This window comes from Azospirillum sp. B510 (assembly GCF_000010725.1).
GTDB classification, from domain to species: domain Bacteria; phylum Pseudomonadota; class Alphaproteobacteria; order Azospirillales; family Azospirillaceae; genus Azospirillum; species Azospirillum lipoferum_B.
Window position 1 is genome coordinate 3,215,001 of the sequence record NC_013854.1, and the last position, 26,603, is coordinate 3,241,603.

Annotated in this window: 28 protein-coding genes (1 of these 28 only partly in view); 16 read left to right on the plus strand and 12 right to left on the minus strand. The window is 66.0% G+C overall.

Annotated elements, in window-relative coordinates; all coding sequences use genetic code 11:
- The 3 genes from AZL_RS36325 to motA form a co-directional block, all read right to left on the minus strand.
- Window positions 1-133, minus strand: the 5' portion of a protein-coding gene (locus AZL_RS36325) for a hypothetical protein (protein WP_158305981.1). Its footprint begins 41 nt before the window's first position; only the first 133 of its 174 coding nucleotides appear in the window; it begins with the start codon at window positions 131-133; its stop codon lies beyond the left edge, outside the window.
- A gap of 105 nt (window positions 134-238) precedes the next feature.
- Window positions 239-1,198, minus strand: coding sequence for a lipid II:glycine glycyltransferase FemX (locus tag AZL_RS14940; protein WP_012975337.1), 960 nt, complete (start codon window positions 1,196-1,198; stop codon window positions 239-241).
- A 19-nt stretch (window positions 1,199-1,217) separates the two neighbouring features.
- Window positions 1,218-2,078, minus strand: a complete 861-nt coding sequence (gene motA / locus AZL_RS14945; RefSeq protein WP_012975338.1) for a flagellar motor stator protein MotA — start codon at window positions 2,076-2,078, stop codon at window positions 1,218-1,220.
- A 378-nt stretch (window positions 2,079-2,456) separates the two neighbouring features.
- Between motA and AZL_RS14950 the strand changes: the two genes are divergently transcribed.
- Window positions 2,457-3,062, plus strand: coding sequence for a glutathione peroxidase (locus AZL_RS14950; protein ID WP_012975339.1), 606 nt, complete (start codon window positions 2,457-2,459; stop codon window positions 3,060-3,062).
- A 23-nt stretch (window positions 3,063-3,085) separates the two neighbouring features.
- On the opposite strand, the gene ccmB is transcribed toward AZL_RS14950, so the two are convergent.
- The gene (gene ccmB, locus AZL_RS14955; RefSeq protein WP_012975340.1) at window positions 3,086-3,751 is read right to left on the minus strand and encodes a heme exporter protein CcmB; all 666 of its coding nucleotides are present in this window, start codon (window positions 3,749-3,751) and stop codon (window positions 3,086-3,088) included.
- A complete protein-coding gene (gene ccmA, locus AZL_RS14960) occupies window positions 3,748-4,428 on the minus strand; it encodes a heme ABC exporter ATP-binding protein CcmA (protein WP_012975341.1) in 681 nt (226 codons plus the stop codon). The genes ccmB and ccmA overlap by 4 nt, the downstream gene beginning before the upstream one ends.
- Window positions 4,429-4,999: 571 nt before the next feature.
- Here ccmA and AZL_RS14965 point away from each other — a divergent pair.
- The 5 genes from AZL_RS14965 to AZL_RS14985 all read left to right on the plus strand — a co-directional run bounded on the left by AZL_RS14965 (window position 5,000) and on the right by AZL_RS14985 (window position 10,124).
- The gene (locus AZL_RS14965; protein ID WP_211114167.1) at window positions 5,000-6,679 is read left to right on the plus strand and encodes a putative transporter; all 1,680 of its coding nucleotides are present in this window, start codon (window positions 5,000-5,002) and stop codon (window positions 6,677-6,679) included.
- Between the two features lie 138 nt (window positions 6,680-6,817).
- The gene (locus AZL_RS14970; RefSeq protein ID WP_042443275.1) at window positions 6,818-7,621 is read left to right on the plus strand and encodes an ABC transporter ATP-binding protein; all 804 of its coding nucleotides are present in this window, start codon (window positions 6,818-6,820) and stop codon (window positions 7,619-7,621) included.
- 85 nt (window positions 7,622-7,706) lie between these two features.
- Window positions 7,707-8,561, plus strand: coding sequence for a lysine/arginine/ornithine ABC transporter substrate-binding protein (locus tag AZL_RS14975; protein ID WP_012975344.1), 855 nt, complete (start codon window positions 7,707-7,709; stop codon window positions 8,559-8,561).
- 164 nt (window positions 8,562-8,725) lie between these two features.
- Window positions 8,726-9,430 (plus strand): ABC transporter permease, encoded by a 705-nt coding sequence (locus tag AZL_RS14980; RefSeq protein ID WP_086935374.1) that lies wholly within the window; start codon window positions 8,726-8,728, stop codon window positions 9,428-9,430.
- Window positions 9,431-9,434: 4 nt separating this feature from the next.
- Window positions 9,435-10,124 carry an ABC transporter permease gene (locus AZL_RS14985; RefSeq protein WP_012975346.1) on the plus strand — a complete coding sequence of 230 codons (690 nt, stop codon included), beginning with the start codon at window positions 9,435-9,437 and terminating at the stop codon, window positions 10,122-10,124.
- Window positions 10,125-10,192: 68 nt separating this feature from the next.
- On the opposite strand, the gene AZL_RS14990 is transcribed toward AZL_RS14985, so the two are convergent.
- A complete protein-coding gene (locus tag AZL_RS14990; protein WP_148219335.1) occupies window positions 10,193-11,350 on the minus strand; it encodes a penicillin-binding protein activator in 1,158 nt (385 codons plus the stop codon).
- 104 nt (window positions 11,351-11,454) lie between these two features.
- Between AZL_RS14990 and rsmI the strand changes: the two genes are divergently transcribed.
- The 9 genes from rsmI to AZL_RS15030 all read left to right on the plus strand — a co-directional run bounded on the left by rsmI (window position 11,455) and on the right by AZL_RS15030 (window position 18,982).
- Window positions 11,455-12,360 carry a 16S rRNA (cytidine(1402)-2'-O)-methyltransferase gene (rsmI, locus tag AZL_RS14995; protein ID WP_042443278.1) on the plus strand — a complete coding sequence of 302 codons (906 nt, stop codon included), beginning with the start codon at window positions 11,455-11,457 and terminating at the stop codon, window positions 12,358-12,360.
- A complete protein-coding gene (locus AZL_RS15000) occupies window positions 12,357-12,725 on the plus strand; it encodes a YraN family protein (RefSeq protein WP_012975349.1) in 369 nt (122 codons plus the stop codon). Before rsmI ends, AZL_RS15000 begins: the two co-directional genes overlap by 4 nt.
- 40 nt (window positions 12,726-12,765) lie before the next feature.
- The gene (locus tag AZL_RS15005; RefSeq protein ID WP_042443280.1) at window positions 12,766-13,608 is read left to right on the plus strand and encodes a SirB1 family protein; all 843 of its coding nucleotides are present in this window, start codon (window positions 12,766-12,768) and stop codon (window positions 13,606-13,608) included.
- A 28-nt stretch (window positions 13,609-13,636) separates the two neighbouring features.
- Complete coding sequence (gene gshB, locus AZL_RS15010; RefSeq protein WP_012975351.1) at window positions 13,637-14,599, plus strand: glutathione synthase; 963 nt, start codon at window positions 13,637-13,639, stop codon at window positions 14,597-14,599.
- A 597-nt stretch (window positions 14,600-15,196) separates the two neighbouring features.
- Complete coding sequence (locus AZL_RS15015; RefSeq protein ID WP_012976163.1) at window positions 15,197-16,018, plus strand: IS5-like element ISAli1 family transposase; 822 nt, start codon at window positions 15,197-15,199, stop codon at window positions 16,016-16,018.
- A 99-nt stretch (window positions 16,019-16,117) separates the two neighbouring features.
- A complete protein-coding gene (locus tag AZL_RS35565; protein WP_148219336.1) occupies window positions 16,118-16,762 on the plus strand; it encodes a GAF domain-containing protein in 645 nt (214 codons plus the stop codon).
- Between the two features lie 47 nt (window positions 16,763-16,809).
- Entirely contained in the window at window positions 16,810-17,010 is a 201-nt protein-coding gene (locus tag AZL_RS15020; protein ID WP_148219337.1) for a hypothetical protein, read from the plus strand.
- 251 nt (window positions 17,011-17,261) lie between these two features.
- Complete coding sequence (gene trpS, locus AZL_RS15025; RefSeq protein ID WP_012975353.1) at window positions 17,262-18,260, plus strand: tryptophan--tRNA ligase; 999 nt, start codon at window positions 17,262-17,264, stop codon at window positions 18,258-18,260.
- 35 nt (window positions 18,261-18,295) lie between these two features.
- Window positions 18,296-18,982, plus strand: a complete 687-nt coding sequence (locus AZL_RS15030) for a pyrrolidone-carboxylate peptidase (RefSeq protein ID WP_012975354.1) — start codon at window positions 18,296-18,298, stop codon at window positions 18,980-18,982.
- 24 nt (window positions 18,983-19,006) lie between these two features.
- Here AZL_RS15030 and AZL_RS15035 read toward each other — a convergent pair whose 3' ends face one another.
- From AZL_RS15035 to AZL_RS15055, 6 genes are all read right to left on the minus strand, one after another.
- Entirely contained in the window at window positions 19,007-19,381 is a 375-nt protein-coding gene (locus AZL_RS15035) for a MarR family winged helix-turn-helix transcriptional regulator (protein ID WP_012975355.1), read from the minus strand.
- 159 nt (window positions 19,382-19,540) lie between these two features.
- Window positions 19,541-19,753 (minus strand): hypothetical protein, encoded by a 213-nt coding sequence (locus AZL_RS35570; protein WP_148219339.1) that lies wholly within the window; start codon window positions 19,751-19,753, stop codon window positions 19,541-19,543.
- 61 nt (window positions 19,754-19,814) lie between these two features.
- Entirely contained in the window at window positions 19,815-20,054 is a 240-nt protein-coding gene (locus tag AZL_RS15040) for a hypothetical protein (RefSeq protein WP_148219340.1), read from the minus strand.
- A 138-nt stretch (window positions 20,055-20,192) separates the two neighbouring features.
- Window positions 20,193-21,896, minus strand: coding sequence for a methyl-accepting chemotaxis protein (locus AZL_RS15045; RefSeq protein ID WP_012975356.1), 1,704 nt, complete (start codon window positions 21,894-21,896; stop codon window positions 20,193-20,195).
- Window positions 21,897-22,039: 143 nt separating this feature from the next.
- Entirely contained in the window at window positions 22,040-23,989 is a 1,950-nt protein-coding gene (locus tag AZL_RS15050; RefSeq protein ID WP_042443283.1) for a TonB-dependent receptor plug domain-containing protein, read from the minus strand.
- A gap of 56 nt (window positions 23,990-24,045) precedes the next feature.
- Complete coding sequence (locus AZL_RS15055; protein ID WP_012975358.1) at window positions 24,046-24,576, minus strand: hypothetical protein; 531 nt, start codon at window positions 24,574-24,576, stop codon at window positions 24,046-24,048.
- 484 nt (window positions 24,577-25,060) lie between these two features.
- On the opposite strand from AZL_RS15055, the gene AZL_RS15060 reads away from it, so the two are divergent.
- Complete coding sequence (locus tag AZL_RS15060; protein WP_012975359.1) at window positions 25,061-26,584, plus strand: alpha/beta fold hydrolase; 1,524 nt, start codon at window positions 25,061-25,063, stop codon at window positions 26,582-26,584.
- Window positions 26,585-26,603: the final 19 nt, after the last annotated feature.

Here is a 26,603-nt window from a genome sequence, read left to right on the forward strand (position 1 = left end):
GGCGGGCGGTGTTCTCGTCCTCCAGCATCTTCTGCAGCCTCTCCCGGATGATCATCGCCTTCGGCCGCTGTTGCATCGCGCGTTCGATGGCGACATCGGCTTCGCCGGGCTTCAGGGGTTCAAGGTCTGACATGGCGGGAAATCCCATGCGGATAAGGATGCGTTCGGTCGGCGCGCAGGTAAGGATAGCCCGAACCGCTCCGGCCATCATCAGGCAAAGCGCATCGGCGGCACGACGTCAGCGATATTGACCGACCGTTTCCACCGCCTCGCCGCCGGTGCCGAGCTTGAACTCCGTGACGCCGGGGGCTGTTTCGGGATTGATGCCGCCAAGGTCGAGCGCACGGACGCCGCGCCGCTTCAGCTCCTGCATCGCCCTCCACAGCACCAGCCGCGTGGCGCCGTTCTTGCGGCCGGCTTCGCTGGCCCAGCTGATCTGGCTGGTGGCGCAGACGCCATGGCGGAAGAACAGCCAGCAGGCGTCCGGTGTGCGCCCGTCGAGCGCCGTCACCATCAACGCCCCGTCGTTGTGGCCGCCGCCCTTGACCATGGCGTTGCGCAGGCGGACGGCCAGCGACCCGGTCATGGCGCGAAAGCCTTTGTCGAGCGCCTGGTCATGTTCCCGCTTCATCAACCAGGGGAGATTGTCGGCCTTCCAGTCGACGTCGAGAACAAGGCCGGCCTTCTCCGCCCCCCGCAGACGCTTGCGCCAGTCGCGGGCAAAGCCGGCATGCATCGCCTCCTCGCTGCGGGTCAGGTCCAGCCAGACGGTCCGGTAGCCGGGACCGACCTTGCGGAAACCGCAGCGGGCGAGCAGTGCCTCGTTCTCCGGTCCGGCGGGAAGTTCCGGCAAGACGCTCGCCCGGTTGAGCGGGTTGCGCGGACAGGCGCGGCGCAGCAGGCGGAATACCGACTCCAGCGTGTCGGCATCGGGAATCACCCCGTCCAGCCACAGCGGGCCCCGGTGGCATTGGCGGTCGTGGAACAGCTTCAGCAGACGGCGGTCGAGCGTCTGGAGGAGGCCGATCGCTTCGCCGTCACGGCGGATCACGCCGAGGCGCGGGACATGGCCATGGGTGCGGCCCATGGCGCGGCCATAGGCGAAGCTCTGCAACAGGGTGGAGCGGGGAACGCGGGCGAACAGCGCATCCCAGTCGCCGACCGTGCCCTCGTTCCAGGCGATGTCGATGTCGGGCATTGGAAAACGGACCGGAGGATCAGGCCGGCGGCAGGGCGGAGGTCGCCTCTTCCACCTGGGCGAAGGTCGGGCGGTATTCCGGTTCCAGAACGTTGCGCGCATATTCCACCGAGATGGCCGGCGCATAACCGGAAAGATGGGCGATCAGGCCGGTTTTCATCGCCTGATAATATTTTCCCTCGGCGTGATAGATGTTCTTCAGGCCGCTGGCGATGGGGGCGAGGAAGCCGTAGGCGACCAGAATGCCGGTGAAGGTGCCGACCAGCGCGCCGCCGATCAGCTTGCCCAGCACCTCCGGCGGCTCGGTGATCGAGCCCATGGTGTGAATCACGCCCAGCACCGCCGCCACGATGCCCAGCGCCGGCACCGCATCGGCCACCGCCTGGATGGCGTCGGAGATGCGCTGATGCTCGTGGTGCATCGTCTCGATGTCCTCGTCCATCAGATCGACCAGTTCATGCGGGTTGTCCGCGCCCAGCGACATCAGACGGAGATAGGTACAGAGGAAGGCGATGGCGTGATGATCGCCGTAGAATTTCGGGAACTGCTGGAAAAGCGGCGAGTCCTCAGGTTTTTCGATATGCTGTTCGAGCGCCAACAGGCCCTTGGTCTTCGCGATCTTGAAGACCTGATACATCATGGTGAGGACTTCCAGGAAGTCCTCCTTCTTGTATTTCGGCCCTTTGAACAGGTGGCCCAGCTCCTTGCCGGTGTGGGTGACCACTGATTTTGGATTGGCGATGAAGAAGGCCCCCGCACCCGAACCCAGGATGATCATGAACTCGAACGGCATCCACAGCACGCCCAGGTGGCCACCGCCGAGAATATAGCCACCGAACACGCTGAAGATCACGATGCCGAAGCCGATCATCACGAACATTCGGTCTTTCCCCTTCCGATACCGGTCACGGGCCGCAAGATGCCCCCGGCCGACAGATGGCCGGAATAGGTTGAGTTTCCGTGAATCACCCGAACGGCATACCGCCTTCGCGGCAGGCCGGGCGATCCTACCGGCGCGGGCCGGTCCTGTCACGAAAGGACTGGCCAGTCGGGGTTTCCAACGGCTGCGCGGCGGCACCGCGCGCCGGCGCGCCGAAGGACGCCGTCGGGGTGCGGCGGAAAGGCACAGGATGGTCACGGCCGGAGGGGTCAGGACGGAGTCCGTGGGAAATCGGCCGGAACTCCCATGATCCGGTGGGCCGCGGATTTCGTATCAGTTATCATAGCAGGAAAATCCCCTCAACGCCGAGCCACGCCGATGACCGTCCGAGCCCGCCTTCGCACCGTCGCCCTGGCGGCGGTCCTCTCCTTGATGGGAACCGCCAGCGCCATGGCCGCAAACAGTGCCGCCCCGGGTAGCGCCGCCCCGGGTAGCGCCTACGACTTCACCTTCCAGGGCATCGACGGCAAGCCGCTGCCGCTGTCGCAGTTCAAGGGCAAGGCGATCCTGGTGGTCAACACCGCCTCGCAATGCGGCTTCACCCCGCAATACAAGGGGCTGGAGGCGCTGTGGCAGCGCTACCGCGACCGCGGGCTGGTGGTGGTCGGCGTGCCGTCCGACGATTTCGGCGGGCAGGAGCCGGGAACCGCCGGCCAGATCAAGGATTTCTGCGAGGTCAATTACAGCATCGACTTCCCGATGACCGACAAGACGGTGGTGTCGGGCGATGGCGCCCACCCCTTCTACCGCTGGGCGGCCGACGAGCTGGGCTTCCTCGCCAAACCGCGCTGGAACTTCCACAAATATCTGGTGGGACCGGACGGCAAGCTGGTGTCCTGGTTCTCCACCATGACCGACCCCGAGGCCGACAAGGTGCGCGAGGCGATCGAGACGCTGCTGCCGGAGAAGGCGCCGAAATCGTAGGGGGCGGCGACGCGCTCGCCCCCCTACTCCACCGCCTGGCGCAGGGCGGCGGCGCTGGCCCAGGGGGCGAGCGGCAGGGCGGCGGCGAGGATGCCGGCGAGCAAAAGCAGATGCGGGCGCGGGGTCAGGCCGTTGATGGCGGCGTCGATGGCGCCGGCGCCGAAGATCAGCACCGGGATGTAGAGCGGCAGGATCAGCAGCGACAGCAGCACACCACCGCGCCGCGCCCCCAGCGTCAGCGCCGCCCCGATCGCGCCGATCAGGCTCAGGATCGGCGTGCCGAGCGTCAGCGTCAGCACCAGGACGCCGAATCCCTCCGCATCCATATTCAACAGTACGGCCAAGAGCGGGGCGGCGACGATCAGCGGCACGCCGGTGACCAGCCAATGGGCCAGCGTCTTCGCCAGCACCGCGGCCTCCAGCGGCAGGGAGGACAGCGACAGAAGCTCCAGCGACCCGTCCTCGTAATCGGTCTGGAACAGCCGCTCCAGCGACAGCAGCGAGGCGAGCAGCGCCGCCACCCAGATCACGCCGGCGGCGATGCGGGCGAGGATGTTCGGCTCCGGCCCGACGCCGAAGGGGAACAGCACCACGCACAGCACGAAGAACATGACGGCGATGGTGGCGTCCGACCCCTGGCGCAGCGCCAGACGCAGATCGCGCCCGACAAGGCGCAGGAAACGGTTCATGGCGCGGCCCCCTCCTCCTCATGCTCCTCCTCGTCCTCACCATCGCCGGCATAGGGAGCGAACTCGTCGAGATGGAGCTCCCCGCCACCTGGGGTGGCGATGTCGGTATGGGTGGACAGGACCACCATGCCGCCGCCGGCGCGGTGTTCGGCGATCAGCCCCTCGAACAGGGCGATGGCGGCACGGTCGAGCGCCACGGTCGGCTCGTCGAGCAGCCACAGCGTCGCCGGCGCCGCCAGCAGCCGCGCCAGATTCAGCCGGCGCTTCTGCCCTGCCGACAGATAGCGGCCCGGCACCCCGGCGATGTGCGGCACCCCCAGCCGGTCAAGCGCCGCCCGCGCGTTGGCGGCCGGATCGGCCGCCCCGGCCAGCGCCGCCCAGAAGGCGAGATTCTCCGCCGCCGTCAGCACCGGCTTCACCGCGTCGAGATGGCCGACATATTGCACCCGCGAGCGATGGCCGTCGGGATCCTCGACAACCGGCACGCCGTCCCAGCCCAGCGTCCCGCGCAACGGCTTCAGCAATCCGGCCATCACCCGCAGCAGGCTGGACTTGCCGCTGCCGTTGGGGCCGAGCAGCACCAGGGCGCCGCCCGGAGCGATGCGGAATTCCAACCCGGTGAAGACCAGCCGGTCGCCCCGCAGGCAGGTCAGCTCTGATCCGGCAAAGACGGGCATGGTGACGGGTCGCGTTTCCGGTTGAAGGAGGCGCTGCTATAGCACAGGGCGGCGGAAAAGCCGGAACGAGAATGCCGTCCCCCGTCGCCGCAGCCGCCAGAAAGAAAGTCACCCCGAAGAAAAAGGCCACCGCGAGGGGGTTCTCGCGATGGCCTTGCGTCCGGCCGGGTCCGGCCGGTCGATACCGTATTGAACGGCTTCGTTCATCGCGGCTGTGGCGTAAGGGGGGACGCCTGTGCGCGCGACCTGCGGGGCCGGTTGCTTGGGTTATCGTGTAAGGGAAGAAAGTGGCAAAATTTGGATGGCGTTCGACGCATGGGACGCGTCGCCGAGGGGAGCCGCAAGGGCGGCGGCCCTCCCAAGCGTGCCCCGCGGTTCCGGATAAGTTCCGAATACGGGCCTGTCGCGGCTAAAGGTCGCTCCCTTGTTCTGAATCAACGCCTTGCCCGCCGCCCTGCCGCATCGTGGCGCCGTCATGTCCCCTGTTGGAGGGGGATCGCCGTTCCTTTCCCCCATCCCTCGGGACGGGAACGGCGATGTGCCCGGTTATGTTCAGGAAGCGAGTTCTCCCATGTCGGCTTTCGCAGACATCCTCCAGGCCATGCCGCCGATCGCGCGGGTGGTCCTCATGCTCGGCCTCGTGTCGGCGGCGGGCGTGGCGCTCGGCCATGTCAAGATCCGCGGGGTCGGGCTCGGCATCGGCGGCGTGCTGTTCTCCGGCATCGCCGGCGGCCACATCGCCAAGCAGGCGGGCATCACCTTCAACCCCGAGATGATGGACTTCATCCGCGATTTCGGGCTGATCCTGTTCGTCTACACCATCGGCATCCAGGTCGGCCCCGGCTTCTTCGCGGCACTCCGCCGCACCGGGCTGGCGCTGAACGGGCTGGCCCTGCTGATGGTGGTGTCCAGCATCCTGCTCACCGCGGCGCTGGTGTCGTCGGAGGCGCTGTCGCTGGGATCCTCGCTGGGGGTGTTCGCCGGCGCGGTGACCAACGCCCCGGCGCTCGCCGCCACCCAGCAGGTGCTGACGGAGGTCGGCGCCGACGCGGCGGTGATGGCCCTGCCCGGTCTCGCCTTCGCCGTCACCTACCCGTTCGGCATCGCCGGCAACCTGCTGGCGATGGCCGCCGTCCGCATCCTGTTCCGCATCGACCCGGAGGCCGAGGCCGCGCGCTTCGAGGAATGCCGCCGCGCCGAGGTGTCGACGCTGGAGACCATGGATCTGGCGGTGCGCAATCCGGAGCTGGCCGGTCGGCCGCTCGGCTCGATCGAGCTGCTGTGCGGCCAGGGGGTGGTCGCCTCGCGCCTGCTGTGCGACGGCAGGCTGTGCGTCCCGCATGACGACACCCGCCTGAAGCTGGGCGACGTGCTGCATGTGGTCGGGCCGCGGCCGAAGCTGGAACAGGTCCGGGCCTTGCTGGGGCAGGAGTTCGACCGGCCGCTGACCACCAAGGGCACCGACCTGAAATGGGAACGCATCGTCGTCACCAGCAACGCGGTGCTCGGCAAGTCGATCGCCGCGCTGAACCTGCCGGACGCCCATGACGTGGTGGCCAGCCGGGTCAACCGGTCGGGCGTGGAGCTGGTGCCGACCCCGGCGCTGAAGCTGCAGTTCGGCGACATCCTGACGGTGATCGGCCGACCGGAGAGCCTCGCCGCCGTCGGGCAGGTCTTCGGCAACTCCGCCCGCAAGTTGCAGCAGGTGGAGATGATCCCGATGTTCCTCGGCATCGCGCTGGGGGCGGCGCTCGGCGCCATCCCGATCTTCCTGCCGGGGATGCCGGCGCCGCTGCGCCTTGGCCTGGCCGGCGGGCCGCTGATCGTGGCGCTGATCCTGGGCCGCGTCGGCCATGTCGGGCCGCTGGTCTGGTTCATGCCGCCCGCCGCCAACCTGGCCCTGCGCGAGATCGGCATCGTCCTGTTCCTGGCGGTGCTCGGCATCGCGTCCGGCGACCGCTTCGTCGCCACGCTGGCGAGCGGCGCCGGCTGGCCCTGGATGATGTGGGGCGTGCTGGTGACGCTGGTCCCGCTGCTGCTGGCCGGGCTGGTCGCGCGCGGGCTGATGCGGCTGAATTTCCTGACCATCTGCGGCGTGCTGGCCGGCGCCCAGACCAACCCGCCGGGCCTGGCCTATGCCAACGCGCTGGTCGCGTCGGAGGCTCCGGCGCTGGCCTACGCCACCGTCTACCCGCTGGCGATGTGCCTGCGCATCCTGGGACCGCAGATTCTGGTCCTTTTGTTGTGGTAAGGCGGGATTTTCCGACACAAGAGAGAGAACGTTCATTTCATGTGAAATCTGCGTTGCGGAACGCGCATGCCCCGGTCTAGCCTATGCCCCATTGGTCAGACCACGACCCATCCCCTCCAACCCAGCCGGTTCCTCCGCATGCACCGTCATCCGCCCGTCAGCGACTCCGCATCCGCCGCCGTCATCGTGGAGGGTTTGCACAAGCGGTTCGGCGAGCTGGAGGTGCTGAAGGGCGTGTCGCTGACCGCCCGCGAAGGCGACGTGATCACGCTGATCGGCTCGTCCGGCTCGGGCAAGAGCACGCTGCTGCGCTGCATCAACATGCTGGAGATCCCCGATGACGGCCGCATCGTCATCGGCGGCGAGGCGATCGCGCTGAAGAAGACGCGCGGCGGCACCGTTCCCGCCGACACCCGGCAGGTGGAGCGCATGCGCACCCGGCTCGGCATGGTGTTCCAGAGCTTCAACCTCTGGACCCACATGACGATCCTGGAGAATGTGATCGAGGCGCCGGTGCATGTGCTGGGCGTGCCGAAGGCCGAGGCGGTCGACCGCGCCCGCGTGCTGCTGGACAAGGTCGGCATCCTGGCGAAGGCCGACGCCTATCCGGTCCAGCTGTCGGGCGGCCAGCAGCAGCGCGCGGCCATCGCGCGGGCGCTGGCCATGCAGCCGAAGGTCATGCTGTTCGACGAGCCGACCTCGGCGCTGGACCCCGAGCTGGTCGGCGAGGTTCTGCGCGTCATCCGCCAGCTGGCGGACGAAGGCAACACGATGATCCTGGTGACGCACGAGATGGGCTTCGCCCGCGAGGTGGCGTCCAAGGTGGTTTTCCTGCACCAGGGGCGGATCGAGGAGGAGGGGTCACCCGACAAGGTGCTGACCAACCCCGACTCGGACCGGGTGCGGCAGTTCCTCTCGCGCCATCTGTCCGGCGCGGCGTGAGGGGACGAGGCAGAGGGCGGGACCGGACCGTCACAAACAGCCCGGCCCCGGAAGGGGCAAAGGAACGGGCGAACCGAACAGAGGAGTGTGTTCGTTGAAGAAGATCGTTTCGGCCCTGGCGCTCGGCGCCATGATGGCTGTGGCCGCGGCGGGCGCCGCCAGCGCCAAGGACTGGAAGACGGTCCGCATCGCCAGCGAGGGCGCCTATCCTCCGTGGAACGCCACCGACAGCTCGGGCAAGCTGACCGGCTTCGAAGTCGATCTCGCCAACGACCTGTGCAAGCGCATGAAGGTCACCTGCGAGTTCGTCGCCCAGGATTGGGACGGCATCATCCCGGCCCTGCAACAGGGCAAGTATGACGCCATCATGTCGGCGATGACCATCACCGACGAGCGCAAGAAGGTCATCGACTTCTCGGCTCCCTACGGCACCGAGCCGTCGGTCTTCGCGGTGATGACCAGCTCGCCGCTGGCCAAGGCCCTGAATCTCGGCGCCGAGCGCGTCGACCTGAACGACCAGGGCAAGGCCAAGCCGACGCTCGACAAGCTGGCCGAGGTGCTGAAGGGCAAGTCGGTGGGCGTCCAGGTGTCGACCATCCAGGCCGACTTCATGGACAAGCACCTGCCCAAGGTGACCATGCGCACCTACGAGAAGGTCGACAATGCCGGCAGCGACCTCGACGCCGGCCGCGTCGACGCCATGCTGGGCGACCGCTCGGTCGTCGAGGCCATCGTCAAGGCGACGCCGGGCAAGATGGTCATCGTCGGCCCGAACTTCATCGGCGGCGTGATCGGCGAGGGTATGGGCATCGGCCTGCGCAAGGACAGTGCCGACCTGAAGGCGATGTTCGACAAGGCCATCGCCGAGGCGCTGAAGGACGGCACCGTCAAGAAGCTCAGCACCCAGCATTTCGGCTACGACATCTCCCCGACCAAGTAAGGTTGGCCGGGTGAGCTGGAAAGCCGCCCGTCTCTTCTGATCGGACCGGCGCCCGGGGGCCTTCGCGGCAACCGGGCGCCAGCCGTTCCCCCGATCCCAGTTCGCTGATCCCCGTGCGGGCGGCCCTCCTGCGCCGTGCCCGGCGGGCCTTACCGGGCGTGCCAATGCTGGAACTTCTCTCCTTCGGCCCCAACGGCTGGGGCGGACAATTGCTGATGGGCACCGCGATGACGGTGGCGGTGGCGGTATCGGCCTTCGCCTTCGGCATCCTCGTCGGATCGCTCGGCGCCTCGGCCAAGCTGAGCCAGTCGCTGGCGCTGAGCGTCGCGGCGGACGCCTACACCACCGTGGTTCGCGGCATTCCCGAGCTGCTGGTCATCTATCTGCTGTTCTTCGGCGGCAACAGCATGGCCACCGCGATCGCCGGCGTCTTCGGCTATGACGGCCGGGTGGAGCTGGACGCCTTCATCATCGGCATGCTGTCGGTCGGGCTGATCTCCGGCGCCTATTCGACGGAGGTGATCCGCGGCGCCGTCCAGTCGGTTCCCTTCGGCCAGATCGAGGCGGCACGCGCCTGCGGCATGAGCCGCTGGCTGATCCTGCGCCGGGTGCTGGTGCCTCAGACCATGCGCTTCGCCCTGCCCGGCCTGGGCAATGTCTGGCAGCTGACGCTGAAGGACACAGCACTGGTGTCGGTGACGTCGCTGGCCGAGTTGATGCGGGTCAGCCGTCTGGCCGGCAGCGCCACCCGCGATTACTTCCTTTTCTACGGTGCGGCGGCGGTGCTGTATCTGCTGCTGACCACCCTGTCGACGGCCCTGTTCAGCCGAGCCGAACAGGTCGCCAACCGCGGCGTTCGGAGGGCTTGAGGCGATGAACTGGGAACTGATGTGGGACAGCTTGCCCCGGATGCTCGGCGGATTGTCGCTGACGCTCCAGTTGATCATCGCCTCGCTGGCGCTGGGCGCGCTGGTGGCCTTCGCCGTCGCCCTGCTGCGGCTTTCCGGCAACCGGCTGGTCGAAGGGCTGGCCGGCGCCTATGTCTTCTTCTTCCGCGGCACCCCGCTGCTGGTTCAGATCTTCCTGATCTATTTCGGGCTGGGCCAGTTCGACCTGATCAAGAACAGCATCCTGTGGCCCTTCCTGCGCGAGCCCTACTGGTGCGCCATCCTGGCCTTGACGCTGAACACCGGCGCCTACACCAGCGAGGTGCTGCGCGGCGCCATCCTGTCGGTGCCCCAGGGACAGGTGGAGGCGGCGCGGGCCTGCGGCATGTCGCGGGCGCTCGCCTTCCGCCGCATCGTCCTGCCGGTGGCGATCCGCCAGATGCTGCCGGCCTACGGCAACGAGGTGATCCTGATGGTCAAGGCGACCTCGCTCGCCAGCACCATCACGCTGATGGAGGTCACCGGCATCGCCCGGCGCATGATCGCCCAGACCTTCGCGGTGTTCGAGCTGTTCATCGTCGCCGGCGCGATCTATCTGGTGCTGAACTTCGTCGCCACCCGCCTGATCAAATTCGCCGAATGGCGCCTGACCCCCTACCTGCGGGCGCGGGCGTAAGTCGCGCAGGTAAGGATACCAGTGAAAAGGCCCTCTCCCGGTTCGGGAGAGGGCCTTTTTCAGATCCGTCACTGCCCCAGCATATCGAAGGATGGCGGCGCCGGGTCCACCACACGGGCGCCGGTCGGGGTGATCTCCAGCACCGCCAGACCGCGCTCGACCATGCCGTCGCCGCGCAGGCGGAACAGCCCGTCCAGCCCCTCGAAGCCGTTCGGGTTGGTCATCGCCATCCGGTCGAAGGGAACCGGGCCACCGGCGCGGGTCAGCACCGCGGCGATGGAGGTGGCGTCATAGGCCAGCGTGGCGATGCGCGGCGGCTTGCGGCCATAGAGCTGCTCGAACTGCGACTCGAAGCGGGCGCGGCTCTGCGGCGCCGGGGCGGCATAGAGGGCGCCGACCAGCGCCGGCTCCTGCCCCAGGGCGCCTTGCGACGTGTCGTCCCACAGGCCGGTGCCCAGCAGCTTGACCTGCTGCGGCTGCACGCCGTTGGCGGCCAGCGCCTGGGCGATGCCCTGGGCCCGTTGCCCGCCTTCGGCCAGCATCACCGCCTGCGGCAGCGGGGTTTCCTGCGCCACCTGCTTGGCCGGCACCGACAGGTCGGTGGCCGCCGGGTCATAGCGCTCGACCTGCGTGGCGAGAATGCCGAGACGCGGGGCGATGGCCTGCATGGCGTTGACCACCGCGTCGCCATAGGGTGAGCGCGGCGCCAGCACGGTGAAGCGCGTCGCCCCGCGCGAGCGGGCATAGCCGGCGACGCGGCCGACCTGATCGGCCGGGACGAAGCCCAGCACATAGGTGCCGTTGCCGGCCTGGGCGGCGTCGTTGGTGAAGGCCAGCACATCGACGCCGGCATTCTGGGCGATCGGCCGCACCGCGGCGACGTCGGCGGCGAACAGCGGGCCGATGATCAGCCTGGCGCCTTCGGCCAGCGCCTGGCGCGCGGCGTCGGCGGCGCCGTTCGGCGTGCCCTTGGTGTCGCGCGGCAACAGCTGCAACTGGTCGCCGGCCATGTCGAACAGCGCCATCTGGGCGGCGTCCAGCATGGGCTGTCCGATGGCCGCACTCGGTCCGCTGAGCGGCACCAGCACCGCCACCTTGACCGGGCCCTGCGCCTGCGGCAGGGGAGCCACCGGGGCGGAGGCCGGTTGCGGCGCTTGTGCCACCGGCGGCGGCGCGCTTACAGTCGAACAGGCCGACAACAGGCCGGCGACCAGCAAGGCTGCCACGCCGTGACGTTTCAGACCCTGTGAGAAAGCTGTTGCCAAGCGTGCCACCAATCGTCTCCACATCTGCTGAAACGGCCGCCGATACCGAAGGCGGGACCCAAGGCATGGTCCCCGCCGAGCCGGCCGAAAGTGGCGCTCAAGGTAGCCCCCTCGCCGCGCCAAGTAAACTCGCGGGCGGCTTGTATGTGGTCGCCACCCCCATCGGGAACGCCGCCGACATCACGCTGAGGGCGCTCGACACGCTAAAGCGGGCCGACGCCATCGCCTGCGAGGACACGCGCGTCACCGCCAAGCTGATGGGCATCCACGGCATCCACACCCCCTTCGTCTCCTACCACGAACACAACGCGGCGAAGATGCGTCCGATCCTGATCGGGCGCATGAAAAAGGGCGAGGCGATCGCGCTGGTCACCGATGCCGGCACGCCGCTGGTCTCCGACCCCGGCTACAAGCTGGTGCGGGAGTGCGTGGCCGACGGGGTGGCGGTGACCACCCTGCCCGGCGCGTCGGCCCCGCTGGTGGCGCTGGTGCTGTCCGGCCTGCCGACCGACCGCTTCCTGTTCGCCGGCTTCCTGCCCAACAAGAGCGGCGCGCGCCGCGCGACGGCCGGCGAACTGAAGAGCGTGCCCGCCACCCTGGTCTTCTTCGAATCGCCACAGCGCCTGCCGGAGTCGCTGGCCGACCTCGCCGACATCCTCGGCCCGCGCGAGGCCGCCGTCGCCCGCGAACTGACCAAGCTCTATGAGGAGGTGCGGCGCGGCACCCTGCCCGAGCTGGCCGCCCATTACGCCGAGGCCGGACCGCCGCGCGGCGAGGTCGTGCTGGTGATCGGCCCGCCCGGCGAGGAGGCGACACCGGGCGAAGCCGATGTCGACGCCCTGCTGCGCGAGGCGCTGACCCGCCTGTCGGTGCGCGATGCCGCCGCCGACGTCGCCGCCCGCACCGGCCAGCACAAGCGCGCCGTCTATGCCCGCGCGCTGGAATTGCAGCGGGAGGAGAAGACGAAATGACCGACCTGGATGCGCGGCGCCTGCGCGCCGAAAGCCTGGGCCGCCGGGCGGAGGCGCTGTGCCGCCTGTCGCTGCGGCTGCGCGGCTACCGCATCCTGGCCAGCCGCCTGCGCACGCCGATGGGCGAGATCGATATCGTGGCGAAGCGCGGCAAAACCATCGCCATCGTCGAGGTGAAGGCCAGAGGCGACTGGGACACCGCCAACGAGGCGCTGAACGCCCGCCAGCGCGGCCGGCTGGCCCGCGCCGCCCACGCCTTCCTCGGCGCCAACCCGCGCTACGCCGGCTATGTCTTGCGCTTCGACGTGATGCTGGTTACCCCTTGGGCCTGGCCCCGCCATCTCGCCGATGCCTGGAGGGCATGAGACGGGTGGATGAGGGGACACGCATGAAGGGGCGACAGTCTTGAGCAACCGCGCGGAAGCCCGCGAAATCCTGCGCCGCGTCGGCGACCAGCCGGACGACCGGATCGATCTGGCCGAAGCCGCCCTGGCGCTGGGCGCGCTGGAGCTGCCGACCGCCGATCTCGCCCCCTACCGCGCCCATATCCGCGCCATCGCCGATGATCTGGCCGCCCGCGTCGCCGGCCAGGATTCGGAAGCCGACAGCCTTGAGACGCGCATCGCCCATCTGCATGCGGTGATCGGCGAGCGCCATGGCTATTCCGGCGACCACGACACCTATGACGACCTTCAGAACGCCAATCTGCTGCGGGTGATCGACCGCCGGCGCGGCCTGCCGGTGGCGCTGGGCATCCTCTACATGCATGCCGCCCGTTCGCAGGGCTGGCCGATGGTGGGCCTGAACTTCCCCGGCCATTTCCTGGTCCGCATCGAGAAGGACGGCGCCCGCGCCATCCTCGACCCCTTCAACGAGGGGCGGACCCGCAACGTCGTCGATCTGCGCGACCTGCTGAAGGCCACCGCCGGCAGCGCCGCCGAGCTGGAACCCGGCCATTACCAGCCGGTGTCGAACCGCGACGTGCTGCTGCGCCTTCAGAACAACATCAAGCTGCGCCACCTGTCGGCGCACGAGGTGCCGAAGGCGCTGGAGGTGCTGGAGGCGATGCGCCTGTTCGCCCCGCATGAACCGGCGCTGTGGCGCGAGACCGGCCTGCTGGAGGCCCATGCCGGCAAGCTGAGGGATGCCATCACCGCGCTGGAGACCTTCATGGCGCTGACCGGCGACGACCGCCACCGGCACCAGACCGCCTCGCTGATCCAGCAATTGAAGAACCGCCTGAACTGACCCTGTCGCAGAGGTCCGGAGACCCGTCATGAGCCTCGCCGTCGCCTTCCAGATGGACCCCATCGAGTCGATCAACATCGACACCGATTCCAGCTTCATGATGGCGCTGGAGGCGCAGAAGCGCGGCCATCGCCTGTACCACTATCACCCCCGCGACCTGATCCTGACCGGCAACCGCCTGACCGCCCGCGTGCGCGAGATGACGGTGGTGCGCCAGCGCGGCGCCCATTACACGCTGGGCGAGCCGGTGCCGACCGACCTGTCGACCATGGACGTCATCCTGCTGCGGCAGGACCCGCCCTTCGACATGGCCTATATCACCTCCACCCATCTGCTGGAGCATGTGCAGCCCAAGGTCCTGGTGGTCAACGACCCGGCGGAGGTGCGCAACGCGCCGGAAAAGCTGTTCATCACCAGGTTCCCCGAACTGATGCCGCCGACGCTGATCACCAGCGACAAGCAGGCCATCCTCGACTTCCGGGCCGAGCACAAGGACATCATCGTCAAGCCGCTGTTCGGCAATGGCGGGGCCGGCGTCTTCCACCTGAAGCCGGACGACGAGAATCTGGGATCGCTGCTGGAGCTGTTCACCCAGCTCTACCGCGAGCCGGTGATCGTGCAGAAATACCTGCCGGAGATCCGCCAGGGCGACAAGCGCATCATCCTGGTCGACGGCGAGCCGGTGGGTGCCGTCAGCCGCATGCCGCTGGAGGGCGAGGCCCGCGCCAACTTCCACGCCGGCGGCAGCGCCAGGAAGACCGAGCTGACCGCGCGCGAGCGCGAGATGTGCGCCGCCATCGGCCCGGTGCTGCGCGAGAAGGGGCTGGTCTTCGTCGGCATCGACGTGATCGGCGACTACATGACGGAGATCAACGTCACCTCCCCCACCGGCATCCAGGAGATCAACCGCCTGGACGGCGTGGCTCTGGAAGCCCTGCTGTGGGATGCCATCGAGCGGCGCCGGGCCACAGCGCCGCTCTATGGCAAATAGCCGGCGTGATGTGGCAAACCGCTTTGCATAGAGGCGTCAAAAACGTGACGCCTCTCCGTTCTATTTCTGTCACCACTCTATGAAGCTGCGTGAGTTGTAGATTTCTTCCGAGCACAACCAAAGAGCATATTGACTTTGAATCCGTATTATCATTGATTTATATCCACTATACATGTCTGCCTGTTGAAAAAACTGTTGAAATTGCAGTTATGGAGGACAAAATTGTCATTTCATTCTATTATGGACCGTATCCGATCAAAGCTGGCTCCCGAACTGCGGGCAATGGATGTATTCCAGCAAAGGGTCAATAATTATCTTACTTTGATAAGCCCGGTGCTAATAACAATTTTTGCCAGCGTCGCTCCGAATACGGGAGGAAATATTAAAATTTGTTTATGGACTCTTACTGCCATATTTTCACTAATCCATATTGTTATTTTTCTGCTAGCTCCAGGCTCTAAAGGAGCAGCAGAAAGCGCTGCCCTCGCGATCGAGTTACAGCAGTCTCATGATTCAGAGCCTGACCCGAAAAGAATTGAGTGATTTCAGTCTCTTGTGATTCGATCGATGTTGCGAAGCATGACGAATGACAAGACAATGTGGACTGAAATCACCCGAGCGCAGTATCAGCGAAAAGGATTGAGGTATTCAAGCGACACGACGGACGCGGAGTGGGCGGTGCTCGAACCACTCCTCCCGGCGGCTCGACGCTTGGGACGGCCGCGAACGGTCAACGTGCGCGAGATCGTGAACGGCATCCTCTTTCTGGCGACCTCCGGGTGCCAGTGGCGGCAACTGCCGAAGGATTTCCCGCCGATGACGACGGTCCAGCGCTATTTCTACCGCTGGCGCGACGATGGGACCTGGGAGACGATCAATCACGCCTTGGTGGCGATGGTTCGGGAAAGCATGGGACGGGAGGCCAGCCCGACAGCGGGGGTGATCGACAGCCAGTCGGTCAAGACGACGGAAGCAGGTGGCCCCCGTGGCTACGACGCGGGCAAGTGCATCAAGGGGCGCAAGCGGCATGTGTTGACCGACACCAATGGCTTGCTGGTCGCCGCCATCGTTCATGCCGCCGACATCCAGGACCGTGATGGCGCCCCGGCGCTCCTCGCCTCCGTTCGCACGCTCTTCCCCTGGCTTCGCCACGTCTTCGCGGACGGCGGCTACGCTGGACCCAAGCTGGAAACCGCTTTGGCTCAGATCGGGACATGGACTCTGGAGATCGTCAAGCGGTCCGACGCCGCCAAAGGCTTTGAACTGCTGCCTCGGCGGTGGGTCGTTGAGCGTACAATCGCTTGGCTTAACCGCAATCGCCGCCTCGCCAAGGACTTCGAGGCCACCGTCGAGAGTGCCGTCGCATGGGTCTTCATCGCCAGCGTCAAACTGCTCTCAAGACGGGTGGCTCGAACATAGACACAGCTTTGCCGATTCCGAGTCGGACTCTCAGAGATTTCTGCGTTAAAGGAAGATTCTAATAAAAATCAGAACAAATATCTGGAAGCACAAAGAAATTTGGAGATAGCCAGCCGTTATTTGACATTTAACAAGCTAGGGATAATAACAATATCAGAGTACCTTGAAAAAGAATATATAGAAGAAAATGACCTAAAATCTGCCCTCAAGGTAATACTTAATACAATATCGTGTTATATGGGAGAGGTTTTTGGAATTTCTGAAAGTGAGAGTTGGTGCCTTACCATATATATTCCTAAGGAGGGAGGAGGTTTCCTGAAATGTATATCAGGATGCCGCTCTCGATCTATTGATGATAAATCCGAGTTTCGGGATATCCCTATAGGCCATGGCCATATAGGTATGGTTTATGATCGAGGAATTCCTCTGATTAATGTAGACATGCAGGCGGAACAGCTTCAGGGTATGTTTCAACTTCCTCCTGCTCACCGCAAGAGCTACGATGCCGATCGTTACAGAGCTTTTGCATCTTTTCCGGTACGCTTCCCGGGACGGGACACTGTTTTGGGGGTTGTCGGCATCACGAGCGACGTACCGGGACGCTTCACTTCTGCTAACACGGTTCTGATTGGAATGCTTGAACCTCATATCGGAGTGTTGATTAACAAGTTGAAGCGTCCCATGTTGACGGTACAATCGAACCAGCCCGCCTCATCGGGATCTTCGGATGGGGAGCAAAATTGACGAGGGAACCTTTTCCAGGATATTGTTGCAAAGGCGTGGAGGTGAAAATGAGCAAGATCTTGAAGTTCACCACGGAACTGGGATTCAAGCCGGAAACGCAGAGCAACACACAGCGGGAGATGGTCCGTGCTGTCGCCCAGTTGGAGGCGAAAGGCGGCAAGGACAGTGCGGCGTTTGAAGTTCTTAGGCATGCCATGGATAAGGATACAAAGGAATTGTATGCCCTCCTTGGCGGCACCGGGAACTGACATACACCAATCGGCTCTATTCCGAGGTCAATCCACATTAGAAGAGTGACAACCTTTCCGCTGTTTTGTCATGGGCTTGGAGATTTTCACTCAGGCGCAAGTCCGAACGTTTCCGCCATGGCCATGTCCCGTGCCGGCAATGGCTTCCCTGATATCGATCAGACGACGCACCTGACAACCGCCGCGCCTTGACCGGCGGACTTCGGGGGGCGATAACTGCCGCCTCCCAGAGTTTTCGAGCGAGACCACCCGTGAACCGCATTTTCTCCGGCATGCAGCCGACCCGGCAGCTTCACCTCGGCAACTATCTGGGGGCGCTGCGCAACTGGGTGGAGTTGCAGAACAGCTACGAGTGCATCTTCTGCGTCGTCGACCTGCACGCGCTGACCATCGACCAGGACCCCGAGGTCCTGCGCAACAACATCCGCGAGGTCGCCGCAGCCTATATCGCCGCCGGCATCGACCCGGACAAGAACATCCTGTTCAACCAGTCGGTCGTGCCGGGCCATGCCGAGCTTGGCTGGATCCTGTCCTGCCACACGCCGCTCGGCTGGCTGAACCGCATGACCCAGTTCAAGGAGAAGGCCGGCAAGCAGAAGGACATGGCCAATCTGGGCCTGTACGCCTACCCCACCCTGATGGCCGCCGACATCCTGCTGTACAAGGCGACCCATGTGCCGGTGGGCGAGGACCAGAAGCAGCATCTGGAACTGGCGCGCGACATCGCCGGCGCCTTCAACCGCCGCTACGAGACCGAGTTCTTCCCGCTGCCCGAGCCGCAGATCCTGGGCGAGGCGACGCGGGTGATGAGCCTGCGCGACGGCAAGAAGAAGATGTCGAAGTCGGACGAGTCCGAATATTCGCGCATCAACATGACCGACGACGCCGACACCATCGCCCAGAAGATCCGCAAGGCCAAGACCGACCCGGAACCGCTGCCGGAGACGGTCACCGAGCTGGAGGCCCGTCCGGAGGCCGACAATCTCGTCACCATCTATGGCGCGCTGGCCGGCCAGTCGCGCGAACAGGTGCTGGCGCAGTTCGCCGGTTCCCAATTCTCCGACTTCAAGAAGTCGCTGGTCGATCTGTCGGTGGACAAGCTGGCGCCGATCACCAGCCGCATGAAGGAGCTGCTGGGCGACAAGGCGGAGATCGACCGGCTGTTGAAGAAGGGCGGCGAGCGCGCCGCCGCCATCGCCGAGAAGAACCTGAACGACGTGAAGGACATCATCGGCCTGCTGCGGCCATAAGGATGTGCGAGTAAGGATGCGCCGGTAAGGATGCCATGCCCGTGACGCCCCCCATCCTGATCACCGGCTTCGCGCCGTTCGGGTCCTTCCCGGACGGCGCGTCGGATCAGTCCCCGGACCATATCCAAGACCATCTCCCGGCTCATCCCTGGGCCGCCGATCAGACCGCGCTGCTGATGGAGCGGCTGGCGCGGGAGCCGGGGGTCGTCACCGCGACCCTTCCCCCTGTGTATGATGTCTGCGGCGAGGTCTTCGCCGCCCTGCTGGCGGAACACCGGCCGCTGGCGGCGCTCGGCTTCGCCTGCCTGGAGACGAGCGACTATATCCGGCTCGAGCGTTTGGCCTGGAACCGGGACGAAAGCCCGCTGCCCGACGCGACCGGCACGGTGCGCGAGCATGCCGATATCGTGGCGGACGGGCCGACCGCCTATGGCAGCACCCTGCCGGTGCCCCGCGTGATGCGGGAATTGTCGATGGCCGGTCTGCCGGTGACCTTCGGCGATTTCTCCGGCGGATTCCTCGGCAACCATCTGTTCTACCGGGCGCGTCACATCATCGAGAGCGCCGGGCTGGATGTCCCCTACGGCTTCTTCCACATGCCGCCGCTGCCCGAGCGGGCGGCGGCGCTGCGCCGCTTCGGCGGTCTGTCGCTGGAGCGGCAGGAACTGACGGTGCGCACGCTGGTCGGCATGTTGCGCGGCGCGCTGGACGGGGTCGCCTGACCGCGTCGATCAAGCGGTCCTGGATCAGGCCGTCCTGGCGGGACGGCGCAGGTCGGGCGGGTTCACGATGGCGCGCAGCGCGTCCAGGAACTCACGGCCCTTGTCGGTCAGGGTGACGATCTTGCGGCGGCGCTCGCGCGGGTCTTCCTGCGCCTGCACCAGATCGAGGCCGGCCTTGCCAAAGCTGTGCCAGCGGCTGAGCGCCGCGACGTTGCGCGACGCGGAGGATTGGGCGATGCCCAGGCGTTCCGCCAGTTCGCCGATGGAGATGCCTTCGCTTTGCGCGATGGTCATGAAACTCAGCGCATACTGGATGGGCAGGTCGGGGTCGAGCTTGCGGAACGCCTCAAGCACCTGGACGACGGTAAGGACCTCGTCATGACGAACGCGGGCCGGCATTCAGCGGGCCTCCGCGACGCCGCGCGCTATGCAGCGCGGGAGGGTGGTCCCCAGCGGGCCGGTGTGTAGATGATGTTCAGGCGTCCAAGCCATAGGATGACTTCCCCGTTCTCACGCCGCAGGTCGAAGGACCCGGCCGGCGATGCCCAGCGGGCGTGTTCAACGAAGAGACGATGACCGCAAAAACCCAGGAAGACAGACATAGGATCCTCTCGATATCCGGAATTCACGTTCGAAGGCCGCGGGAAGAAGCCGGGCCGGTTGGGCGTGATTGGCGGCCGGGTTGATAGCTGGGTTGATGGCCATGTCGGCGGCGTTGATGGCCGGATCGCCCGATCGGCGAGTCCAGGCAGTGGCTACGATGGCTTTCATCGAATCTCTCCTGTGGTTGGGTGACGCCGGCGCGGGAGGCCGGCAAGTCCGGTATCGCCGCTCAGCGATACGGTTGCAAGGTCAAAAATGTCCGCGCGTCCGATAGGTTCCGATCGCGGATGCGATAAGGCGCAAGGCGGCGGCCGGACAGCGGATGGCGGTCGACCGCCGTCACGCCACCCGGTCCGTCGCCATCGGCAAGACCGATGTCACGCAGCAGATGGTCGTTCAAACCGCCCAAACGGGCCATTCCGCCGGAATCGAGCCAGCGTCTGCGCATGGCCGTCCACAAACTTCCCATGGGATTCTCCTATATGCGAGGTCGAAGGGCTTCCCGGTTTCCCCTCATGGATAACATCCGATTACGGATATATTCAGTCAAGAGGAAAGCCGACGGATCGCTCCGCCGGCTTTCTCCGGAACGCGCCGGCTCCGGCCCTCAAGCCCGCACGCGGGCCAGGAAGGCGTCGATCTCCGATTCCAGCGACTGGGATTGCGCCGTCAGATCCTGTGCCGCGCTCAGCACGCCATCGGCGCTGTGGCCCACGGTCCGGGCGGCGTCCCGCACGTCACCGATGTTCTGCGACACGCTGTCGGTGGTGGTCGCCGCCTGCTGGATGTTGCGGCTGATCTCGCGGGTGGCGGCGGCCTGCTGCTCCACCGCGGCGGCGATGCCGCCGGCGATGCTGTTCATCTGCTCGATGGTGTGGCTGATGCCGCGGATCGCCGCGACGGACGCCTGGGTCCGTTCCTGGATGGCGCCGATCTGGGCGGAGATCTCCTCGGTGGCCTTGCCGGTCTGGCTGGCGAGGCTCTTGACCTCGCTGGCGACGACGGCGAAGCCCTTGCCCGCCTCCCCCGCCCGCGCCGCCTCGATGGTGGCGTTCAGCGCCAAAAGGTTGGTCTGGCCGGAAATGCCATGGATCATCGCGACGATGTCGCCGATGCGCACGGCCAGTTCCGCCAGTTCGCCGATGGTCGCGTCGGTCGACTTGGCGCGTTCCACCGCCTGCCGGGCGATCGAAGCTGAGCGCTCGACCTGCTGGGCGATCTCGCCGATGGAGGAGGTCATCTCCTCCACCGCGGTGGCGACGGTGGAGACATTGCCGGACATCTCGATCCCGGCCTGGGCGACATCGCTCGACTGCCGGAAGGCGCCGTCGGCGGTCTCCCGCATCACGGCGGCGCTGCTGCGCAGCCCGGAGCAGGCGGAGGCGACCGTGCGCACCACACCCTTGACGCTCGACTCGAAGCCGTCGGCCAGACTGACCATGACCCGGCGCTTCTCAGCCTCGGCTTCGGCCTGGAGACGATCCTGTTCGGCCTGTAGGCGCTGCACCTTGACCGCATTGTCGCGGAAGACGCCGAGCGAGGTGACGATGGCCCCCAACTCGTCCCCCCGTTGGAGCCGGTCGATCTCCACGGCGGTGTCGTTGCCGGCAAGACGCAGCGTGGCGGCGGCGATGCCGGCGATCGACCGTCCGGTGCTGCGCGCCACCATCCAGGCGGTCAGCGCCACCAGCACCGCGCCGACCAGGGTCAGCCCCAGGAAGAAGCGGGTGGTCTCCTGCGCCTCCTCGGCGGAGAGCGCGGCACGGCTGCGCGAATCCTCGGCGACGGCGCCCACCATCCGGCCGATCTGAACCGAAAGCTTGGCGAAATTCTCCTCGAACGGCTCCATGAAGGAGACGACGCTGGCGAAGTCGATCTCCAGCATCGCGGCGACGAAGCTGGTCGCGTCCTTGTACTTCTTCAATTCCGCGACGACGTCGTCGATCTGCTTGGTCTGGTCTCCTGTGGCATAGCCCTTCCGATAGTCGTCCAGGCTGCGGAGAATATCGTCCAGCTTGGTCTGGAGCGCGGCGAAGCGGGGAACAAGGTCGCCGGCGTTTCCGGCGGCCTGCCGGCTCATGATGCGGAACAGCTCGCCATTGGCGGCCTGGACGCGGGACGCGACGTCGGACAGCCGGATCGCCGATTCCAGATTGCGATCGACGATCATGTTGGTCTGGTCGACCTGCCGGTTGAAACCGGTGTTTCCGACATAGGCGAGAACGCACATCAGCGCCATCGCGACGCTGGGCGCGACCAGGAACTTCAGCGTGAAGGGCAGGTTGGACAAGGTCGGTCGTGCGAGGATCATGTGCGTCGCCTCATCGGGATTTCACGCAGGCGGGATTTCATGCGGGCGGGATGTCATGCACGGACGTGGGACGGCAGGCGTGGGACCGGCGCGCACAGGCGCCCCCGGTCCCGGTCATCCGCCACCCCGTTCCCGCTTCGCGGTCAGAACTTGGAGCTGAGCGTCAGGAAGACGCGCCGTTCCTCGGTCCGCAGGGAGCTCGTGCGCTGCTCGCTCTTGTTGACGTTCATGCCGGACAGGGCGACCTGCACGTCCTTGGTGATGTTGTAGCCGACGCGGGCGGACAGGCTGAGATAGTTGGGGACCTGGACGAACCTGTTGAGGTCGCCGCGCAGCATCTCGGTCTCGGAGACGTAGAGGGCGAACAGGTTGGCCTCCCACGGGCCGTTGGTGTAGTTCACCTCGGCGGAAACCTTGTGGCGCGGGGTGCTGTGCTGGAATTCCGCGGTCACCGAAGAGAAGTCATCCTTGATCTTCTCGAAGGCGTAGCCGGCCTTCCAGCTCCAATTCTCATCGATCTTGCCCTTCAGGCTCGCCTCGGCGCCGACCATCCGCGAATTGCCGGCATTGTCGAACATGACCACCGTCGGATTGCCGAGCTGTAGGATTCGGGCGTTATACTTCATGTCCCGGTTGGTCTGGTAATAGACCGACGCGCGGAAGGTCCCGTCGATGGCCGAGATCGCGCGGTCATAGCCAAGCTCGTAGTTGGTGACCAGCGTCGGGTTGATCTTGGGATTGCCGTAGGTCCACAGCGCCCCCTCGCGATTCATGATGCCATATTCGACCAGGCTCGGCGTCTGCACGCCGCGCGCCACCGAAAGCCGCAGCGTATCCAGTTCGGTCGGCTTGTAGACCAGGCTGCTGTTCAAGCTGGGCTGGGTCAGCGAACGGTCGTAATCGGCGTTGGTGAAGGAGATCGGGCCGGCAAAGGTGCCGCTGCGGCTCAATTTCAGATGATCGACCCGCAGGGCGTTGACCAGACTGAGCTTCTCGTTGATCGCCCAGTCCCACATGCCGCCGGCGGAATAGACATCGTAGGAGACCCGGCCACCGCGCTGGTTGGTCGAATCCATCTGATTGCGTCGCCATTCGGCGGACAGCCGGAAGCTGTGGTCGGTGCCGACCTTGAACAGATCCTGCAATTTCGCCACGGTCACGTTGCTGTTCAGGTCGATCTTCGTGTCATGATCGAGATCGGTGTGATAGATCACCGCCTCGATCAGCCCAAGGCTGGTGTTGGCCGTATAGCTGGCTTTGGCCGACCAGGTGTCGAAGTCCGAGGAACCGGATTGGAATCCCGGACTTGCAGCGTTCTGTCGAGTATGAACCTTGGTCAGCTCGGCGCCGAGCTGCGAGTTGTCGGTGAGCTGTATCAATCCGTCGGCGCTGAAGGACCGCCGCATCGGCGTGAACGGCCCACTGCCGTTCGAAGCGATGGTCGGAGTGTCGAACTCATGGAAATTGGACCCGCCGGCCGACAGCCGCAGGCCGGCCTTGTCACCGATCTTGACGGTCTTGACCGCCGACAGCTCGCCGTAATGCTGGGTCCCGCCGCGCACCGTGACGTTGTTCACGTCATCGTAGAGCGGGCTGTAGGTGATGATGTTCACCACGCCGCCCACGGCGTTGAAGCCGAACAGCGCGGTGTTGGGACCCTTCACCACCTCGATCTGGCGAATCTCGCCAAGCTCGACCGGGATGGTGCCCCAGGAGGTCACGCCGAAATGGTCCATGTAGACTTGGCGACCGTTGACCAGCACGAGTAGGCGCGGGCTTGAGGGGCTGTTGTAGCCGCGGACCGCGACATCGGCCGAACTGGTCGACCAGCGCGCCACGTCCAGCCCGACCACCCGTTGCAGGATGTCCGGGAGGTTGGTCACGCCGCTCTTGCGGATGTCGTCGGCGCTGATGATCTCCATGCTGACCGGGGCGTCGCTGGCGCGCTGGGGCTTGCCGGTGGCGCTGGTGGTGACCGGCTCGCCGAACAATTGCTCCAAGGCGCCGTAATCGATGGTCTGGGCCGCGGCCGGCAGGCAAAGCGACAGCAGGGCGGCAGCCGAGCACATGGCCCGGACAATGGATGTCTTCATGGCTATCACCTGAAAATCGTCGGACGTGGAAAGGCGCGGAATGACCGGAGGCGCCGTCAGATCTCGGAAATCATCATGCGGAAGGCGGGGGCGAAGCTGACCGAGGACGCGTCCGCCGCCGACTTGTTGATGACGATCTCCACCTTCGGCTCGCTCTTGATGCCCATCACGCAATGTCCGGACCGGACGCAGGCGGCATCGGGAGAGACGCTGATCAGCTTCTTGGCCTTGGCGGCGGCGAACACCCGCTCCTGTTGCGCCGACAGACCGCTGGTCACCAGGACCAGACCGGTGCCGTTCAGCCCGGCATCGAGCTGGGCGATCGGCACCAGAACCGGCGACAGCGTCGCCGCACCGACGGCCAGCCCTGACCCGAGGATGCCCTTCAGGTCGTCGGCATCCTTCTGCGAGGCGGGAGAGGCGGGATCGAAGACGACCGCCACCTTCACCGCGCCGGTCAGCGGCGGGACGGTGAAGCCCAGCGTCTTCGCGATGACCTGCACATCCTTGGCCGTCATGTCGGCCAGAGCCGGGCTTCCGGTCAGCCCCACCATCGCCGCCAAGGCGATCCCCATCGTCATTTTCATCTATCTGTTCCCCGGTGAAGCGGTTCGCTGGCTGTGTTTTGTGAAAATTGTCAAACCGGTATCAACTTTCCGTTCCGGCGAACGGGCCCGAGTTTCCTCAAGAATCCCTGAACGGTTAATAATAATTAACTATTCAGCCGCCGTATCTACTATGTTTTCCATTATAAATTGGAGATTATTCATAGATGCATAGCTCTTATCGACAATCCTATTTATTGAGACGCTACGCAAATCAGGTCTAACCCTGATGAATTTGTTGAAGGCTGTTAGCTTTTATTTATTATCCCGGAGAGAAATTATGTTTCTCTCTCGGTATATTTCTTGTCATCACGGCCAGGATATTTGAACCGGCTCAAGTGCGCTCTGCCATGGGGGAAGACGCCTCCCGGTCTTGGCGGCGCCTTCGTGGCGCTGCCCCCTGGACAAGCCGGCGCGCCTCGGTCAAACAAGGGGGCCGCAGCAAGACTTCAATCGGATCAAGCCCATGACCGCCCGCAAAGTCCGCGCACAGCCGTTCCGGCTGCCGGCCGCGATTGCGGTCCTGCTTGCTTGCGCCACCATGGCGGGCGGACCGCCCCCGGCGGCGGCGGAGGCGCGCTTCACCCCCGGCCCCTGCTGGTTCACCGTGCCGGACGGTGAAGCCGCCCTGTGCGGAACGGTGACGGTCCCGGAACGGCGGGACCGTCCCAACAGCCGCGGCCTGCGCCTGCCGGTCGCCGTCCTGCTCAGCACCGCCCGCCAGCCGGCCCCCGACCCGGTGCTGTTCCTGGAGGGTGGCCCCGGCGCCTCCCCCTTCGGCAGCGGCGAGGCGACGGAGGAACGGATGGAGGTGTGGTGGGAGCTGTCGGCCCCCTTCCGCCACACGCGCAACCTGATCCTGTTCGACCCGCGCGGTGTCGGCCGGGCGGAGCCGGACACCGATTGCCCGGAGCTGGACGCCGTCGGCGCCACCCGCGGCACCCGCCCCCTGACGCGCGAACAGCGGGCGGCGGCGGAGCGGGCCGCCGTCAGCGCCTGCGCCACGAGGCTGCAAACGGCGGGGCTGGACACCACCCAATTCTCCACCCCGGTCGCCGCGGAAGACGCGCTGGACATCGCCACGGCGCTGGGCGCCCAGCGCGTGAACCTGTTCGCGGTTTCCTACGGCACGCGGGTCGGACTCGAGATCCTGAGGCGGCAGGGCGGGCGTGTCCGCACCGCCGTTCTCGACAGCGTCTATCCGCCCGATGTCAACGCGCAGGAGGAGATGGCCTGGCTGGCCCAACGCAGCTACCGCCGCCTGTTCGACGATTGCGCCGCCAACCGGGCCTGCCGCTCGGCCTTTCCCGATCTGGAAAAGCGCTTCCTCGGCCTGGTCGAGCGACTCGACCGCAACCCTGTCGACATCGTGGTCGGCGACCATGAAACCCGCCGCGTCCTGCGGCTGGCCGGGGGGGCGGCGATCGCCGCCGGGCTGGAGGCGATGGCGGTCAGCGAGGCGGTGCCGGCCGTGCCGGCGATGATCGACCGCGCCGTCCGCAACCAGTATTCCGCCCTCGCCGAATGGGCGCCGACCAATTGGCTGGGCGATCCGGAGGTCGCCGACGGGCTGGCCTTCTCCGTCGAATGCCGGGAGTCGGTGAACACCGCCGACCCGCTGAAGCGCGCCGACGGCGCCCGCCGCAACGCCCCCTACGGCCTGGTCGCCGCCGACGATCCCGGCCAGCGCGTCTGCCGCCTCTGGCCCGCCGGCCATCAGGAGCCGTCGGAACGGCTGCCGGTCGCCAGTCCGGTGCCGGTGCTGCTGCTGTCCGGCGCCTACGACCCCGTCACCCCGCCGGAATGGGGCGACCGTGCCGCCGCCACCCTGCCCAAGAGCCGCCATCTGGTCTTCCGCGCCGCCAGCCACATCGTGACCTCCAGCGAGGATTGCGCCATGGCCGCCGCGGTGACCTTCGTGGAACAGGAGACGGTGCCGGCCACCGTCTGTCCGGGAGCGGCCAAGCCGCCGGTGTTCGAGGGGCCGTGAGAGGGACCCTGGACGGGTG

Bases quoted from the DNA above. Each gene is read 5' to 3' on its own strand.
- AZL_RS15045 (WP_012975356.1), bottom strand. From the start codon at position 21,896: ATGATCCTCGCACGACCGACCTTGTCCAACCTGCCCTTCACGCTGAAG.
- AZL_RS14940 (WP_012975337.1), bottom strand. From the start codon at position 1,198: ATGCCCGACATCGACATCGCCTGGAACGAGGGCACGGTCGGCGACTGG.
- AZL_RS15040 (WP_148219340.1), bottom strand. From the start codon at position 20,054: ATGGGAAGTTTGTGGACGGCCATGCGCAGACGCTGGCTCGATTCCGGC.
- AZL_RS14970 (WP_042443275.1), top strand. From the start codon at position 6,818: ATGCACCGTCATCCGCCCGTCAGCGACTCCGCATCCGCCGCCGTCATC.
- AZL_RS15020 (WP_148219337.1), top strand. From the start codon at position 16,810: ATGAGCAAGATCTTGAAGTTCACCACGGAACTGGGATTCAAGCCGGAA.
- motA (WP_012975338.1), bottom strand. From the start codon at position 2,078: ATGTTCGTGATGATCGGCTTCGGCATCGTGATCTTCAGCGTGTTCGGT.
- AZL_RS15035 (WP_012975355.1), bottom strand. From the start codon at position 19,381: ATGCCGGCCCGCGTTCGTCATGACGAGGTCCTTACCGTCGTCCAGGTG.
- AZL_RS14985 (WP_012975346.1), top strand. From the start codon at position 9,435: ATGAACTGGGAACTGATGTGGGACAGCTTGCCCCGGATGCTCGGCGGA.
- AZL_RS15050 (WP_042443283.1), bottom strand. From the start codon at position 23,989: ATGAAGACATCCATTGTCCGGGCCATGTGCTCGGCTGCCGCCCTGCTG.
- AZL_RS15015 (WP_012976163.1), top strand. From the start codon at position 15,197: ATGTGGACTGAAATCACCCGAGCGCAGTATCAGCGAAAAGGATTGAGG.
- AZL_RS35570 (WP_148219339.1), bottom strand. From the start codon at position 19,753: ATGAAAGCCATCGTAGCCACTGCCTGGACTCGCCGATCGGGCGATCCG.
- ccmA (WP_012975341.1), bottom strand. From the start codon at position 4,428: ATGCCCGTCTTTGCCGGATCAGAGCTGACCTGCCTGCGGGGCGACCGG.
- AZL_RS15030 (WP_012975354.1), top strand. From the start codon at position 18,296: ATGCCCGTGACGCCCCCCATCCTGATCACCGGCTTCGCGCCGTTCGGG.
- AZL_RS14950 (WP_012975339.1), top strand. From the start codon at position 2,457: ATGACCGTCCGAGCCCGCCTTCGCACCGTCGCCCTGGCGGCGGTCCTC.
- ccmB (WP_012975340.1), bottom strand. From the start codon at position 3,751: ATGAACCGTTTCCTGCGCCTTGTCGGGCGCGATCTGCGTCTGGCGCTG.
- rsmI (WP_042443278.1), top strand. From the start codon at position 11,455: ATGGTCCCCGCCGAGCCGGCCGAAAGTGGCGCTCAAGGTAGCCCCCTC.
- AZL_RS14965 (WP_211114167.1), top strand. From the start codon at position 5,000: ATGTCGGCTTTCGCAGACATCCTCCAGGCCATGCCGCCGATCGCGCGG.
- AZL_RS14980 (WP_086935374.1), top strand. From the start codon at position 8,726: ATGCTGGAACTTCTCTCCTTCGGCCCCAACGGCTGGGGCGGACAATTG.
- AZL_RS15000 (WP_012975349.1), top strand. From the start codon at position 12,357: ATGACCGACCTGGATGCGCGGCGCCTGCGCGCCGAAAGCCTGGGCCGC.
- gshB (WP_012975351.1), top strand. From the start codon at position 13,637: ATGAGCCTCGCCGTCGCCTTCCAGATGGACCCCATCGAGTCGATCAAC.
- AZL_RS15060 (WP_012975359.1), top strand. From the start codon at position 25,061: ATGACCGCCCGCAAAGTCCGCGCACAGCCGTTCCGGCTGCCGGCCGCG.
- AZL_RS15055 (WP_012975358.1), bottom strand. From the start codon at position 24,576: ATGAAAATGACGATGGGGATCGCCTTGGCGGCGATGGTGGGGCTGACC.